14 protein-coding genes are annotated in these 15,398 nt (G+C 30.5%); all 14 read left to right on the plus strand.

Annotated elements, in window-relative coordinates:
* Nucleotides 1-158: 158 nt before the first annotated feature.
* The 14 genes from cas4 (at nt 159) to BUB63_RS08145 (ending at nt 14,951) form a co-directional block, all read left to right on the plus strand.
* A complete protein-coding gene (gene cas4 / locus BUB63_RS08080; protein WP_073248974.1) occupies nt 159-650 on the plus strand; it encodes a CRISPR-associated protein Cas4 in 492 nt (163 codons plus the stop codon).
* A gap of 10 nt (nt 651-660) precedes the next feature.
* Nucleotides 661-1,653, plus strand: coding sequence for a type I-B CRISPR-associated endonuclease Cas1b (gene cas1b, locus BUB63_RS08085; RefSeq protein ID WP_073248976.1), 993 nt, complete (start codon nt 661-663; stop codon nt 1,651-1,653).
* A gap of 5 nt (nt 1,654-1,658) precedes the next feature.
* Nucleotides 1,659-1,922: a CRISPR-associated endonuclease Cas2 gene (gene cas2 / locus BUB63_RS08090; RefSeq protein WP_073248978.1), complete on the plus strand. Its 264-nt coding sequence runs from the start codon at nt 1,659-1,661 to the stop codon at nt 1,920-1,922.
* Nucleotides 1,923-2,026: 104 nt separating this feature from the next.
* Nucleotides 2,027-2,752, plus strand: coding sequence for a CRISPR-associated endoribonuclease Cas6 (gene cas6 / locus BUB63_RS08095; RefSeq protein ID WP_027309041.1), 726 nt, complete (start codon nt 2,027-2,029; stop codon nt 2,750-2,752).
* 11 nt (nt 2,753-2,763) lie between these two features.
* Nucleotides 2,764-4,695: a TIGR02556 family CRISPR-associated protein gene (locus BUB63_RS08100; protein WP_073248980.1), complete on the plus strand. Its 1,932-nt coding sequence runs from the start codon at nt 2,764-2,766 to the stop codon at nt 4,693-4,695.
* On the plus strand, nt 4,685-5,560 hold the full coding sequence (gene cas7b / locus BUB63_RS08105; protein WP_073248982.1) for a type I-B CRISPR-associated protein Cas7/Csh2: 876 nt from the start codon (nt 4,685-4,687) through the stop codon (nt 5,558-5,560). The genes BUB63_RS08100 and cas7b overlap by 11 nt, the downstream gene beginning before the upstream one ends.
* A 9-nt stretch (nt 5,561-5,569) precedes the next feature.
* On the plus strand, nt 5,570-6,283 hold the full coding sequence (gene cas5b, locus BUB63_RS08110) for a type I-B CRISPR-associated protein Cas5b (RefSeq protein ID WP_073248984.1): 714 nt from the start codon (nt 5,570-5,572) through the stop codon (nt 6,281-6,283).
* 37 nt (nt 6,284-6,320) lie between these two features.
* Entirely contained in the window at nt 6,321-8,612 is a 2,292-nt protein-coding gene (locus tag BUB63_RS08115) for a CRISPR-associated helicase/endonuclease Cas3 (RefSeq protein WP_073248986.1), read from the plus strand.
* 116 nt (nt 8,613-8,728) lie between these two features.
* Nucleotides 8,729-10,981: a type III-A CRISPR-associated protein Cas10/Csm1 gene (cas10, locus tag BUB63_RS08120; RefSeq protein WP_084106638.1), complete on the plus strand. Its 2,253-nt coding sequence runs from the start codon at nt 8,729-8,731 to the stop codon at nt 10,979-10,981.
* A 13-nt stretch (nt 10,982-10,994) separates the two neighbouring features.
* A complete protein-coding gene (gene csm2 / locus BUB63_RS08125; protein ID WP_051350689.1) occupies nt 10,995-11,432 on the plus strand; it encodes a type III-A CRISPR-associated protein Csm2 in 438 nt (145 codons plus the stop codon).
* Between the two features lie 18 nt (nt 11,433-11,450).
* A complete protein-coding gene (gene csm3, locus BUB63_RS08130; protein WP_027309034.1) occupies nt 11,451-12,266 on the plus strand; it encodes a type III-A CRISPR-associated RAMP protein Csm3 in 816 nt (271 codons plus the stop codon).
* 5 nt (nt 12,267-12,271) lie between these two features.
* Nucleotides 12,272-13,171, plus strand: coding sequence for a type III-A CRISPR-associated RAMP protein Csm4 (gene csm4, locus BUB63_RS08135; protein WP_073248990.1), 900 nt, complete (start codon nt 12,272-12,274; stop codon nt 13,169-13,171).
* A gap of 11 nt (nt 13,172-13,182) precedes the next feature.
* Entirely contained in the window at nt 13,183-14,286 is a 1,104-nt protein-coding gene (gene csm5, locus BUB63_RS08140; RefSeq protein WP_073248991.1) for a type III-A CRISPR-associated RAMP protein Csm5, read from the plus strand.
* A gap of 5 nt (nt 14,287-14,291) precedes the next feature.
* Nucleotides 14,292-14,951, plus strand: a complete 660-nt coding sequence (locus BUB63_RS08145) for a CRISPR-associated endoribonuclease Cas6 (protein ID WP_159431464.1) — start codon at nt 14,292-14,294, stop codon at nt 14,949-14,951.
* The last annotated feature ends 447 nt before the right edge of the window (nt 14,952-15,398 follow it).

The following is a 15,398-nucleotide window of genomic DNA, read 5'->3' on the forward strand; positions in this document are numbered from 1 at the left end:
GTTTATAGCCTACCTATAAGGGATTGAAACTTGTAAATATACAAATCTTGTTTAATTAATTCATTTAGTTTATAGCCTACCTATGAGGTTTAAAGCTCCAAAGTAAAGGTAATACTTTACTTTGGAGCTTAAGTTTTACAAAAAAAGGTGGTGATGTAATGGATGTAAATGGAACTTTAATTTGGTATTACAACATTTGTAAAAGGGAAGTGTACTTAATGTCCCACGGTATACTCCCAAATCAAGATGACGAAAACATTGATATCGGGAGGTTTATACACGAGAACTACTATAGGAGAAACGAGAAGGAAATACGTTTTGGTAATGTAGCTTTTGATGTTATGTATCAGAACCAAAATAAACTAATAATAGGTGAAACAAAAAAGTCCTCTAAATTTTTAGAGGCATCAAAATGGCAACTTCTTTATTATTTAAAAATATTAAATGAGGCAGGAATTGAGGCAAAGGGTGTTTTACAATACCCAGAAGAAAGAAGACGTGTAGAAGTTGAGCTCACAGATGAAAATATAATAAAGTTAAAGAAGATGGAGGAGGAAATAATAAATATAATCGAATCCCCACTTCCTCCAAAAGTTGAAGAATGTGTTTACTGTAAAAACTGTGCTTATAGAGAATATTGTTATGCATAGGAGTGATTAGATGAACAAGGATATATACATATTTTCAAATGGCGAATTAAAAAGAAAGGACAATACCTTATATTTTGAAACACAAGACACTAAAAAATATTTACCTGTAGAAGAAATAAATAATATATGGATATTTGGAGAAGTGGATGTCAACAAGAGGTTTTTAGAATTTGCGGCTCAAAAGGAAATATTGCTACACTTTTTTAATTACTATGGATATTATGTAGGCAGTTTCTATCCAAGAGAACATCTCAATTCAGGATATGTTCTATTAAAACAAGCAGAATATTATATGAACGATGATAAAAGATTAAATTTAGCTAAAAAAATAATAGATGGTGCTTTTTCAAATATGCTCGTTGTATTGAGATATTATAAATCAAGAGGTGTTGAAATAGAAGATAAGATAAATGAGATAGTAGATAAAAAACAGGATTTAGAAAAATCACAGAGTATAGAAGAAGTGATGGCAGTAGAGGGGAATATAAGAGAAGTTTATTATTCTTGCTTTGATAAAATAATAAATAAACCTGAATTTGTATTTGAGAAAAGAAGTAAACGCCCACCTCTTAATAGATTAAATGCATTAATTAGTTTCGGTAACTCACTTCTTTATTCTGCAGTATTATCTGAAATATATCATACCCAGTTAAATCCAAGTATAGGTTATCTTCATTCAACAAATAACAGAAAATTTACTTTAAATTTAGATATAGCAGAGATATTTAAACCATCTATAATAGACAGGCTAATTTTTTCCTTGCTAAACAGAAATCAATTAACAGAGGATGATTTTGATGAACAGCTAAATGGAATTATTTTAAATGAAAAGGGAAGGAAGATATTTGTTCAGGAGTTTCAAAATAAGTTGGATGTAACAATAAATCATCCAAAACTAAACCAAACTGTAAGTTATAGAAGACTAATAAGAATGGAACTATACAAAATTCAAAAACACATAACTCAAGATGAGGAGTACAATCCCTTTGTTGCAAGGTGGTGATATATATGTTTGTAATACTTGTTTATGATGTTGAAGAAAAAAGAGTTGCAAAGGTTTTAAAGAAGTGTAGAGAATATCTAACTTGGGTTCAAAATTCAGTGTTTGAAGGTGATATAACTGAGGCAAATTTAAAGAAGTTACAAATGGAGCTAAATAGGATAATAAAAAAAGAAGCCGATTCAGTAATAATATATAAATTCAACAGCCTAAAATATTCAAGTAGAGAAGTTATGGGACTTGATAAAAACCCACAAAATTCAATAATTTAGTGCAATAAAAATAGGATAGGAAAGGATTATTATAAAATTGTAGCAGGAATTTTAAGAAAAATATAGAAGTATATATTAACAAACTTTAACAAAAGAGGTGTCTTATGAGAGTAGAACTTAATCTTGAGTTTGATGAGCTAAATCTTCCTATCCACTACAACCATATTATGCAGGCGGTAATTTTAAAATGGATAAATGATGAAAAATATGCACAGTTTATACACGACAAAGGCTATGAATTCAACAACAGAAGATATAAATTATATACCTTTTCAAGGCTGGAGGGAAAGTTTAGATTAGATAATAAAAATAAGAGAATAATTTTTCAAGATTCTGCAAAGCTTTTGATTTCATCGGTAGATGATGAGTTTTTAAGATATGTTGTAGAAAACTATATAGAAAATGGCTCAATAAACATTATTGGTAATGAAGTAAAGGTAAAAAATATAAGATACATCTATCCAAAGCTTGATGGAAATGTGTTTGTTACAAAATCTCCAATTACTGTTTATAGTACCTTTGAAAGGGATGGAAGTAAAAAGACCTATTACTACAATCCTTCTGAAGATGAGTTTGAGGAGTTAATAAAAAGAAACTTAGTATATAAATACAATTCATACTATGATACTAATTTAAAGGATATAGACATAAAGATTACACCAGTTAAGGAAACCTTAAATCAAAGTATAGTCCTTTATAAAGGCACAGTTATAAAGGGATGGAATGGAGTATTTAAAATAGATGCTTCAAAGGAAATACTTGAGTTTGCCTATGGGGCTGGACTTGGCAGTAAAAATTCACAAGGGTTTGGTTGTATAGAAGAAGTATAGGAGGTGATAGATTGATAGAGGGAATTATTCAATTAGGACAGGCTGCATTAAAGGAAAGGGGACTCTTAGATAACATTATAAAGGAACTTGAACCAGAAGTTAAGGGTAAGGTTAGATATGTTTTTAAGCTAAATTTTGATACACAAGATTTAAAAATAGATATTGATGTTAATGAAGAAATGAGTAGTGACACTGCATATAAATATTGCTTTGTAGGTTCAGCAGATGGTGCAAATTCTCCCCAATGGTATGCATCAAGCAGCAGTTTAGGATATTTTTTAAATCAAACAATATATAACCTAAATAGTATAGACTTGGGAGAGTTTTTAAATTCAAAGATGAAGTATATATTGGAAAACTTTTATATTGACCTTCAGGATGAAGACCTAAAAAGATTTAGATACGCAATAGACTTGAAAAAGCTTGGTTTATATATTGATGTAAAAGCAAAGTATCAAGAACATATAAAAGAAGGGAAAAAGGGTAGTAAGTTTTCAGATGCTCTAACAAAAGAAATAGAAGAATATATAAAAAATAAATATGATATGAAACTAAAGGATTTTGGTATTTTTGTACTTTGTATAGATGGAATACCTCTTACAGATTATGATGAGTATAAAAAGGCAGTGATTGAATCCAAAAAGCCAAAGACATCTTCAAAATCAAAGGGAGAAAATAGTGTTTGTCATCTTTGTGGTGGCAGTGAAAATGTTTCAGATGACCTAACAAAGACAAAAATAAAATTTTATACAACAAATCTATCCAATTTTGCAAGTGAGCTAAATAAGAACAAATACAAAAGAAATCTACAGCTTTGTGAAAACTGTCTAAACAGCCTTCTTGCAGGTGAAACATATCTTATGAATAACCTAAATACAAGGCTTGCTAAGTTCAATGTATATATTCTGCCCCATTTTATATATGGTGATGTAATAAATATTAAAGACCTCGACTTTGTAAAGGACAAAATAAAAAATTCCTTTGATACATTAAAAAATTTAGAATCCATAGATGATTTGAGGGAAGACATAGATATGTCCCTTTCATTAGAAAATAGTAATCATTATTTTCTTTTGAACTTCATATTCTATACAAAAAATCAAGCTTCAACAAAGGTACAGAGGTTTATTAAGGATGTAAATCCAAGTATATTTAAGAGATTAGCAGGAGCTATTAAAACTTCAAGTGGTGAACTAAATAATTTTATACCAGATATAAAATTTAACTTAAACACAATATATTCAATGGTTCCAATACGTGAAAGCAAGGGTGAGGCAACTGAATATAGAAATATTCTTAACATATATGATGCAATTTTATCAACAAGACACCTTGATAGACAAAAGCTTATAAATGACTTTTGCAGAGCAGCTCAAATCATATTTAGAAGACAGGGTGATTCAAGCTTTAAGGAGTACAATATATCCTTTTATCAAAGGGTAGAAACATATATAAATAAGACATTGATTTTTACAAAGGTACTTGAAAAAATTGGCTGTCTGAAGGAGGGAGAAGGAATGGATGTAAGGGAATTGTCCCTAAAGGATGACCTAAAGAAATACATTGAAACAATGAAGTATGATGAGCAAAGAACAGCACTGTTTTTACTCGGATATTTAATAGGTGAAATAGGCAATGCACAAAGAAAAAGGCTTGGGGATAAAAAGCCAATTCTAAATAAAATAAATTTCAATGGAATAGATAAGCAGAAACTAATGAGGTTGTCAACGGACGTGTTTAATAAACTTAATCAAGAAAAGGCAAATGATAAGCCGCTAAGGGTGTATAATGAAGGTGTTTACTATGAATTTAAAAGACTTATTGACAAAAATTTATCAAATTGGAGTTTAAATAAAAATGAAAATCTATACTACATTCTTTCAGGATATTCCTATGCAAGTGTAAAACCATTTTTAAAGGAGGATGATGTAAATGAACAATAATGAAATTTTATATTTATATGACGCAAAGCTTTGTAATCCAAATGGAGACCCAGATGAAGAAAATAGACCAAGAATGGACTATGAAAGGGAAATAAATCTTGTTTCAGATTTAAGACTAAAAAGATACATAAGGGATTATCTTTTAGATTTAGGCTATGACATATTTGTAAGGGGAGTAGATGGTAAAACAGTAAATGCAGAGGGAAGAACAAAGGAGTTTAAGGAATTTACAGATGAGTGGATATTAGACAATTTGATAGACGTTAGAATGTTTGGGGCAACAATGCCTGTTAAGGGAGATAATAAAACCTTCATTGGACCAGTTCAATTTAATTGGGGATACTCTTTAAACAAGGTAGAACTTTTAGAAAGCTCCATTACATCTCATTTTTCAAGTGATACAGGAAATAGCCAAGGTGCAATAGGAAAGGATTATAGGGTAAAATATTCTCTAATTGCCTTCTTTGGTGTTGTATCAGGTAAAAGAGCAGAAAAAACTAAGTTAAAAGAAGAAGACCTACAACTTTTAGATAAGGCTATGAAGTATGCAATAGTAAATCTTGCCACAAGAAGTAAGGTTGGACAATATCCAAGGCTTTATTTAAGAGTTGAATACAAGGACAGCCACACTATTCTTGGAGACTTTAGAGACTATATATCTTTAAATGAAAGGGTTGAAAATGTAAGGGATATAGAAGAAGTGAGTCTTGATATTACAAGACTTGTAGAAAAGCTTGATGAAAATAAGGATAAGATAAATAGAATATTCTATTTCGCAGACAGCTCACTTGAACTTACGGTAAATGGAAGTAGGGTGGATTTAAAGGAAGCATTAAAAGATTTTAATCTTGTTGAAGTTGAGTAGGGTGATTTTATGAAGGTTTTAGTTTTTGATATGAAGGGAAGGCTTGCACACTTTAGGAAGTTTTACACAAATTCCTCCTCCCTATCTTACCTTCTCCCCCCTAGAACCACCCTTATGGGAATAGTAGCAGCTATTATGGGATATGAAAGAGACAGCTATTATGAATTACTTTCCAGTGAAAACTTAAATTTATCTGTTAGAATTATGTTTAAACCAAGGAAAATAATGCAGACATTAAACTATATGAAGATAGAAAATCCTAAGGATGTTTATAAGGTTAAGGATCATACACAGGTTCCCTTTGAAGTTATTGCGGCACAAAATGGGAGTGTTTTGTACAGGGTGTATTTAAATCATAAAGATGAAGAAGTATATAAAATAATAAAGGATAAAATAGCCACATCAAGATGTGAATATCCCATTTACTTTGGTGGCGCACCCTTTAGTGCCTCCTTTGAGTTTGTTGGGGAATTTGAGGCTGAAAATATAGATGGCACACATGAGATTGTAACTCCAGTAAATAAGGATTTTATAGAAAAATTAGATTTTAACTTTGAAAATTTTACACTTGCAAGGGAGAGAATGCCAAGAGATTTTTATAGTGATAGGCTAATTAAGGAGGCTGCAACATATATTTTTGAGGAGGAAGGAAAGGCACTTAAGGTAAAGTTAAATTGCGATGCTTTAAGACTGCAAAATGGAGAAAATATAGTATTTATGTAGGGGACATAAAGTCCCCTTAAACTTTAGGAGGGGTAAAATGCCATTTTATTCTCATCCAGATAAACTTCTAATTGAACATTTAAAGGAAGTATATGATATAAATAAAGGATTGTTTGGAGATGAAGATGGTGAGGTTTATAGGGTAATATCTTTTTGTCATGATTTTGGCAAATATACAACCTATTTTCAACGACATTTATTTGGTAAAGAAACATCGGAACTTTCAAAACACGGCTTTATATCTGCAATCTTTGGGGGATATGTTGCCTTAAATCTTTTAAAGGAACCGTACCCTTTGTATGTTTATCTTGCTATTTTACATCATCACGGCAATTTAGAGACTCCACTTGAACACCTACCTAAGAACTTCAAGAAAATAGATGAAGGGGACATTTGGGTTCTTGATAAGATAAACATATTTAAAAAGCAGATGGAGGATATAAAGAAAAACAAAGATGAAATATATAAAGATTATGAAATGGTGGGTTTAGGGCAGATTTTTAATGATTTTTTAGAGGAGGACGTTTTAGATATATTAAAGGAACTTAGAAAAATCCATTTTAAAATTGAAAGGCAAGAGAGTGAAATCCACTATGTTAATCTGCTTTATTTTTATTCTGCTCTAATTTCAGCAGATAAATTGAGTGCATCAAATACAAAAGTTTTAGATGATATTGGAGTTATAGAATATGATAGGTTAAATAGGGAAAGGGAAGAAAAAATAAAGGGTAAGCAGGATATAAATGGAATAAGAAGCAGTATATTTAAAAATGTCCTTCAAAACATAGAAAAAAACAAAGATAAAAGTATGTTTACGATAACAGCACCGACGGGTACAGGAAAGACTTATACAGGATTTTTTTCTGCGTTGAAACTAAGGGAACTATTAGGTGGTAATAGAAGAATAATATATTCTCTTCCCTTTACATCAATAATAGACCAAAATTATGATGTAATAGAGGAGCTATTTTCAAAATTTCAAGAATACCAAAGTTGCAAGGGAAGGTATTTAATAAAGCATCACAGTATGGCAGATGTTGAGTATTTAGATGAAAATATGGATTATACTAAAACACAGCAGGAACTTCTTATAGAAAATTGGGAAAGTGGAGTTGTAGTTACTACCTTTGTTCAGCTTCTTGAAACTTTAATCGGCAATAGAAACAGAATGCTTAAAAAATTTGTGAACATAAGAGGTTCTATAATTCTTTTAGATGAAGTTCAGGCAATAGATATAAAGTATTATCCTTTAATTGACTTTATATTTAATCTTGCTGTTAAGTATCTTGAGGTAAAAATAATAATGATGACGGCAACAAAACCTGCAATATTAAATGGGGCTGTTGAGCTTTTAGAGGGGTGCGATAAGTATTTTTCATTATTTAATAGGACGAAATTAATCCCAAGGCTTGAATCCATAAGTGTTGGTGAGTTTATACAGGAGTTTAAAGAGAATATACAAGATAAATCCTATTTAATCGTATGCAACACAATAAATCAATCAATTGAGATATTTAGTGGGCTTAAGGACTTAGATAGGGATGTGTATTATCTTTCAACAAACCTTGTGCCAAAGCATAGAAGGGAGAGGATAAAAGAGGTATCAGAGAGGCTAAAGCGAGGGGACAAGATTATACTTGTCTCAACTCAAGTTGTTGAGGCAGGAGTTGATTTTGATTTTGATGTAGTGATAAGGGATTTAGCACCACTTGATTCAATTATTCAATGTGCAGGAAGGTGTAACAGAAACGGCAAAAAAGAGCTTGGTGAAGTATATGTATATAAAATGGTAAATGAAAAGGGAGAACTTTTTTCAAAGCATGTTTATGGGAACACTTCAGTTAATATTACAAAGGAATTGATTGAGAATAAAGAGGTTATATTTGAAAAGGATTATTACAATTTAATAAATGATTATTTTAAAATGGTTATAAATAATAAACAAAAGGATGTTTCAAATGGTTATATAGAGTCTATAAAAAGGCTTATATTCACAGGTGACTATAAATACCCATTAAGCAGGTTTTCCTTAATTGAAAACAATCCTACATATATAGATGTGTTTGTAGAGGTAGATGATGAGGCAGTTAAAACTTTAAAGAAATATTTTGAAATATTATTAATAAAAGATTATGAAAAAAGAAGAGAAGAATATTTAAAGATAAAGAATCAACTTAACTATTATTTCATCTCTGTTCCAGAAAAAACTTATAAAAATTTTGAGAATAGATATGGTATATTTGTACTTCCCCAAATAGCTCTTAAGGACTATTACAATGTAGATACAGGGCTTATAAGAGAGAAGGATGAGACATTTATGATTTTTTAAATTATTTTTACACTAAAATTTAGAAAAATTTTTTATATAATAATTAAAATAAAAAAAGGAATTTGTAAAATTGTAACGAAAAATATAAATGTAGCCCAAAAAAGAGGGGGGATATGATGAAGGAATTATATGCTGCGGCCCTTTTGCACGATATAGGTAAGTTTTATCAAAGGACGCAGGATAATAATGAAAAGGAAAAGGTAAAAAGGGCATACAAGACGATATATGAACAGGAGGGTGCATATTCTCCAAGACATCAGGAGTGGGGTGCCTACTTTTGTGAAAAACTTAACTTACCAAATATAAATGAAATCAAGAGGCTTGTTAGGAATCACCACAAACCAACTGATGTATATGAAAAAATCATATCAATAGCAGATATGCTCTCTTCAGGTGAAAGAGAGGAAAAGGAAGATGATTGTAAAAATCTAATTTCTGTTTTAAATTTGGTTAAGTTAAACAGAAGTAGAGAAGAAAAAAGAAAGTATAAAAGGATTTCAAGGCTATCGCAGTTTAATGAACTTATGGATAGCGAAGAACAAAATATATCGGTTTCATACAAAAGGTTGTGGGATGAATTTGAGGGTGTTATAAAGGAAGAGGGAGATATAGATAGAATATACTATATACTAAGTGAATACACCTCAAATGTTCCATCTGCATATTATTATTCAAGACCAGATATAAACCTTTTTTCACACCTTAAAACAACTGCTGCAATTGCAGTATGCTTATATAAGCAGTTTGAGGAAGAAATAAAAAATGGAGACTATAGAAAAATAGATGAGATTTATACAAAAGTAAAGCTTAATAAGGAGCTTTTTAAGGAAAACATATTTTGTTTAATAAAGGGTGATATATCTGGTATTCAAAGCTTTTTGTATAACATAGATATGGAGGATGCTCTAAAGAATCTAAAGGCTCGTTCATTTTACCTATCATATATTCTTGATATCATTGCAAGGTATATAGTTGATGAGGAAGGACTTACCTTAAGCAATATACTATATTGTGGTGGAGGACATTTTTATATAATTGCACCCAATAAAACAAAGGAGAGAATAGAAGAGTATAAGAAAAAAATACAAGAAGTTTTATTTAAAGCACACGGAATAGATGTTTCTGTTCTTTTATCCTGCGTCGAATTTAATATTGGTGATTTAGCTACTGCAGATTTTTCAAAGGTTTTCTGGGCTGCAGGAAACAAACTTTCAGAAGAAAAATTTAAGAAGTTTTCAAACATATTAAATGAAGATTTCTTTATGCCAAGAGAAAATATAAATATATGTCCATACTGCAAAAGAGAAATTAAGGGAGATATTTGTGAGTTTTGTGAATCCTTTGTTGAGTTAGGTAATGCACTTTATAGAAACAAGTATGTGTATTTACACAAAAGAGAAAAGTTTAATGGAAAAGTTAAAAGGGTAGAAGATGTTTTTGCTTCCTTTGGATATGAAATTGAGTTTACAGATCAATTAAATAAGAAGGCATTTTCTGTGAACAAAGAAGGAGTAGACTTTAAAAATACATCAGGCTACATTAAAACAGCAAATTATATGTATAAAGAAGGTAGTAGGGTAGCTACCCTTGAGGAAGTTTCACAAAAGGCACAAGGAATTAAAAGGTGGGGAGTCTTAAGAGGTGATGTTGACAACCTTGGAAGAATATTCTTAGAAGGTTTGGGAGAAAACAAGTCAATATCAAGGGTTGCGACGTTATCCTCTGAGCTTGAGATCTTCTTTGGAAAATTCCTTGAGGACTATGTAAGGGAAAATTATAAAGAGTGTATGGTTATTTACTCAGGTGGAGATGATTTCTTTATAATTGGTCCTTGGAGCAGTCTTCCAGATTTAGCATATGGTTTAACACATAAGTTTAATGATTATACTGGTGGTAATAGTGATATTACAATATCAATGGCAATAGAGATTGCACCAGATGTTAAATTCCCTGTGTTTAGGGTTGCAGAGGATGCTGGAGATAGCTTAGATATGGCTAAAGAGTATGAAAGAGGCGGTAAGACAAAAAATGCCCTTTCCTTCTTAAAGGATGTTATAGGATGGGAAGAGTTTGAGGAGTTTAAAGAGATTAAAAACGATATGAAGCATCTGGTTGTTGATAAAAATGTAACAAGAAATATATATTACACAATTTATTCTATTATTAATCAATATGAAAGAAGTAAGGAAGAGGGAGATTTGTTTAAATCTTGGAGGCTTGTTTATTATTTTGCAAGGCTTCAAGAAAGACATAAGGATGCTAAAGAAAATATTAAATTGCTTATAAGCAAAATATTAAAGAACAATAATTCATTGTATAATAAGCTGTTTACAGCAACACTTTGGTCTGATATAGAAAGTAGGGGTTAAGGAGGTAGGAAAGATGCCAAATAATAATCAAAACAAAGGGAAACAGCAAAATAATATTCCAAATAATCAAGAGGATATTTTAAATGCACAAACTGCATCTATACTTTTAAATCCTCAAAAGGATGCAGATGGAAAGTTATTATTTGAAATTGCTGAAAAAGTTGGTAAAAGAATTAAGGATGATGGTGTAACGGTATCTCAAATTAGAAAAATATATTCTGAAGTTAGAAAACTTGAATATGATGAAAAACGTGAATATCAATACAATTTAAGATTAATAAAAGCACAGATTGGATATACAGCAGGTAGATTTTCTAAATTAAAGAACTTTAAAAATGTTTTTGACATACTAATTCAAGAAACATTAAAGGGAGATAAGACTGAATTAAAGAGGTTTAAAGATTTCTTTGAGGCAGTAATAGCATACCACAAGGCTTATGGTGGAAATTAATAAAGGGGGTACATTATTATGGGTTTTAATGAAATAGTGTTAAATGGAAAATATGTAATAGATGCAGAAATAAAACTTTTAACAGGACTTCATATTGGTACAGCAGGAAATAGCTTAGATATCGGTGGAGTTGATAATCCTGTTATAAAGGATGTATATGGTAAACCATACATACCAGGAAGTAGCTTAAAGGGTAAACTTAGAAGTTTAATGGAGTTTTATAATAATAAACTAACTATTGGTAATGTTGCATATTCTGTTTATAAAAACAATGGTGGAGACGGTTCTATAAGAATGCATATGTGTGATAAAAAGGATTGTATTGTTTGTGGTCTTTTTGGAAGAAATCACGGACAGCATAAAATAATAACAAACTCAAATGGTGCTTATGTGGATAGAACATTTGAGGAAGCTGTGGAACCAACAAGGTTAATAGTAAGGGATGCACATCTTATAGATGAAAGTATTACAGATGAAATGAAGGACAATATGGATTTTGAATATACAGAAGTAAAGTTTGAAAATAACATAGACAGAATAACATCTGCGGCAAACCCAAGACAGACAGAAAGAGTACCAGCAGGGGCAACCTTTAAGTGTAATTTTGTTGTAAATGTGTACAATGATGATGATAAAAAATACTTTGAAGCACTACTTACTGCTATGAAACTTCTTGAAGATGATTATTTAGGTGGTCAAGGTAGCAGAGGTTATGGACAAGTTAAGTTTGAAAATATAAAAATAGAGTATAAAGGTAAAAATGCTTATTTAGGAAAAGAGGATAAAAAGGTTTTTGGGCCATTTAATTCATTAAATGAAGTTAAGTTAGGATGATGGGTATGAAAAGGTATAGAGTAAAGCTAAAATTTAAGGAACCTATACATTTAGGGTATAGGGAGGGTATGTTTAATATAACCGACACAACTATTCATTCTGATACTATATTTTCAGGTATTGTAAATTGCTATTCACTTTTATTTGGAAAAGATAAAACAGATAATCTTTTAGATAACATATTACAAGGCAAACTTAAGGTTTCATCCTCCTTTTACTATGTAGATGATGAGTACCTTTATCCAAGACCAATATGTAACAAGATGTATTTAGATGATTTTAAAAAGGATAAGAAGATAAAATATATAAGCGAGAAGGTTTTAAGGGGACAGGCAAAGGATAAATATGTAGTAGGAAATATGCTTTTATCTAAGAAAATAGAGAAATATATATACAAAATAGAAGAAAGACCAAGGGTTGTAGTAGATAGATTAAATAATGGTTCAAGCATTTACTATACAAGTTGTTGTAGGTTTAATGAAGGCTGTGGACTTTGGTTCTATATGGATGTTGAGGATGAATTAAAGGATGAGGTTTTCTCTGCTTTAAACTTGTTGGCTGATGAAGGATTAGGTGGAATGAGAAGCTATGGTTATGGACATTTTGAGTTTGAAGCCTTTGAAGAAAAGTTAGAGAAGCCTTTAAATAAAAATATTCTTATATCTTTGTGCTTACCTAAAAAAGAGGAGATAGAAAAGTTTTTAAGCTATGGAATTGTAGAAAGAACAGGATATATATATTCACCATATGTAAAAACAAAGAAGCATAATATATACAGGATGTTTGAGGAAGGAAGTATTGTAGAAGGAGAAGCTGAAGGAACAATTTTTGATGATACTCCAGAGGGATTTAACGAACATAAGGTTTACAAATATGGCAGGGCATTTTTAGTTCCCTTTGAATAAGGAGGGGGAAAATGGATTATAAAGTAAATTATTATGAGATTGAGATTTTATCTCCAACAACTGTGACATCAGGGGATAAAATTCCAAGCTTTCAAGTTGTTGTTGAAGGTAAAAAAGCATATATAATTGATATAATGAAAATGATAAAGGCAAATAAAAAGGCGTTGGATATAGTTGTAGCATTTGATTTTAATAAAGGAGAAAGTTTGGTAGATAAGCTAAAGAGAGAAGGCATAAACTATAAAAGCTATATAAAATACGAACTTGATTATATTGGTTCAACAAATAGAATAAGAGAAATAAATGAAATAATGAAAACAGCAGGAAGGCCATATATACCAGGAAGTTCCATAAAGGGTGCTGTAAGAAGTACGCTGAGTAGGGCACTTAATAAAGAAGATATTTACTTGAGAAGTTTAGATAATTCTGTAAAAAATAAAAAGAAAAGTGAAGTATGCGATGATAGAGCAGAAGAAGAGTTGTTTGGTTCTCCTAATTACTCTCCTTTTAGATTTTTAAACATATCTGATACTGATGTGGTAGATGCTTCAAACCTTGAACTTTGTGATATTAAGGTGTTGAATGTATGTAATGGAAAAGCAAAGTGGTTTGCAGGAAGAGAAAACATAGAAGATAAACAAAGGGCAGTTTCTATACATACAGAGGCACTTAAAAGGGGAACAAGGCTAAAGGGTAAAATAAGTAGTGGATTTATACAATATTTTAAAGAAAATAGTTTTACAGGTATTAAGAATATTGAAAGTGTAATGAATTATGCGTCAAAGATAAAGAAGGAAGTATATAGCTATATTGGTTCTGAAATTGAGTTTTATGAAAAATATAATAATGGTGAATTAACTGATGTATTGAATTTTTATGAAAAACTGCGTGATATGAAACTTGCAGAAAATGAATTTCTATTACAAGTTGGTTTTTCAACAGGCTATAAGCCAAAGAGTGTTATTAAAAAGATAGATAATAAGTTTATTCAACAACTAAAGGTTGTAAGTAAAGGTAGAATATATGAAGATATGTTTCCAAAAACACGAAGATTAGTATATAAAAATGGTAAGATAGAAGCCCCACTTGGATGGATAAAAATTACCTTGAGGTAAGTTTTATGAAGGGTGTTAGAGTTAGTATAAAAATGGGTTTTAAAAACCCATTTTTCATTGAAAAAGAGTATAAAAGTTCAATTAGCAAAAGGTTAAAAGAATTGGGAATAGAAAGGTTTGCGTTTTCGGATTTAGTTTGTAAAAGAAAAAAGGTAATAGAGGATGGGTTTTATGCAATTGATGAGGCAAGATTTGATTTTACAACATTAAATTTTAGAGGTTTGCATAGAGCGATAAATAATATTTTAAAAGAGGGTATTGAATTTAAATATGGGAAAGTCATAAATATTGATGTGGGAGTAAAAAGGATAGAGTTTTTTAATGAAGGGTATCTTTTATCCCCTGTTTTAGTTTTAGAAGAAGAGGGCAAAAGTGTTGATTTTGTTGAGAACCCTGTTTTGTATAATAAATTGATTAGGGATAAAATTATGAGGAAGTATGAAAATGTGTATGGCAAAAAACCTGATAATGATTCGTTTATAATAATTTTTAGGAATACCCCAGATAAAATTGTAGAAGAAGGAAAAATATATTTAAAGTCAAAATGTGAGCTGTATGGTTCTAAGGAGCTTATATATTTAGCAAATTGTTTAGGATTAGGTGACAACAACGAAGAAGGTTTTGGAATGATGTCAGAGGAATTATATTTTTATAAAAACAAATAATACTATGTGAAAATGAAGCTAAACTTAACTATACAGTTGTAATGTATGAAATTGGACAGCACTTTGAGTGCGGGAAAACTTAATCTAATGGAAGGATTAACCTTAAAGCGGTTAATCTTATCGGCTTATGTTTATCAGTGTAAAAAATAAAAAGTACAAAATAAAATAATTACGAATGATTTAAATGAATTGAGATATGTAAAGAATATCTTGAACAGTTTATTAATTGGAGTAAATAATAAAATATAAAAACTGTGGACTGAAAGCCACAGTTTTTTGCTGTCGACCCTCAATCCTGCAAAAAAACCGGGGGGTCGACAGCAGCCTCAAACCCTTGAAGAACCTACAAAGCTACTTTTTTATTACGAAAAAGAAACAATTTGACAATTCAGAAAAATATAGATATAATAATGATTGAAAGGGGTTTATAGCCTACCTATAAGGGAT

It is taken from the genome of Caloramator proteoclasticus DSM 10124 (assembly GCF_900129265.1).
Classification (GTDB): domain Bacteria; phylum Bacillota; class Clostridia; order Clostridiales; family Caloramatoraceae; genus Thermobrachium; species Thermobrachium proteoclasticum.

Coding starts and splice junctions, on each gene's coding strand:
- BUB63_RS08115 (WP_073248986.1), top strand. CDS start 6,321: ATGCCATTTTATTCTCATCCAGATAAACTTCTAATTGAACATTTAAAG.
- csm5 (WP_073248991.1), top strand. CDS start 13,183: ATGGATTATAAAGTAAATTATTATGAGATTGAGATTTTATCTCCAACA.
- BUB63_RS08145 (WP_159431464.1), top strand. CDS start 14,292: ATGAAGGGTGTTAGAGTTAGTATAAAAATGGGTTTTAAAAACCCATTT.
- cas2 (WP_073248978.1), top strand. CDS start 1,659: ATGTTTGTAATACTTGTTTATGATGTTGAAGAAAAAAGAGTTGCAAAG.
- cas7b (WP_073248982.1), top strand. CDS start 4,685: ATGAACAATAATGAAATTTTATATTTATATGACGCAAAGCTTTGTAAT.
- csm2 (WP_051350689.1), top strand. CDS start 10,995: ATGCCAAATAATAATCAAAACAAAGGGAAACAGCAAAATAATATTCCA.
- cas4 (WP_073248974.1), top strand. CDS start 159: ATGGATGTAAATGGAACTTTAATTTGGTATTACAACATTTGTAAAAGG.
- cas1b (WP_073248976.1), top strand. CDS start 661: ATGAACAAGGATATATACATATTTTCAAATGGCGAATTAAAAAGAAAG.
- csm3 (WP_027309034.1), top strand. CDS start 11,451: ATGGGTTTTAATGAAATAGTGTTAAATGGAAAATATGTAATAGATGCA.
- cas6 (WP_027309041.1), top strand. CDS start 2,027: ATGAGAGTAGAACTTAATCTTGAGTTTGATGAGCTAAATCTTCCTATC.
- cas10 (WP_084106638.1), top strand. CDS start 8,729: ATGAAGGAATTATATGCTGCGGCCCTTTTGCACGATATAGGTAAGTTT.
- csm4 (WP_073248990.1), top strand. CDS start 12,272: ATGAAAAGGTATAGAGTAAAGCTAAAATTTAAGGAACCTATACATTTA.
- cas5b (WP_073248984.1), top strand. CDS start 5,570: ATGAAGGTTTTAGTTTTTGATATGAAGGGAAGGCTTGCACACTTTAGG.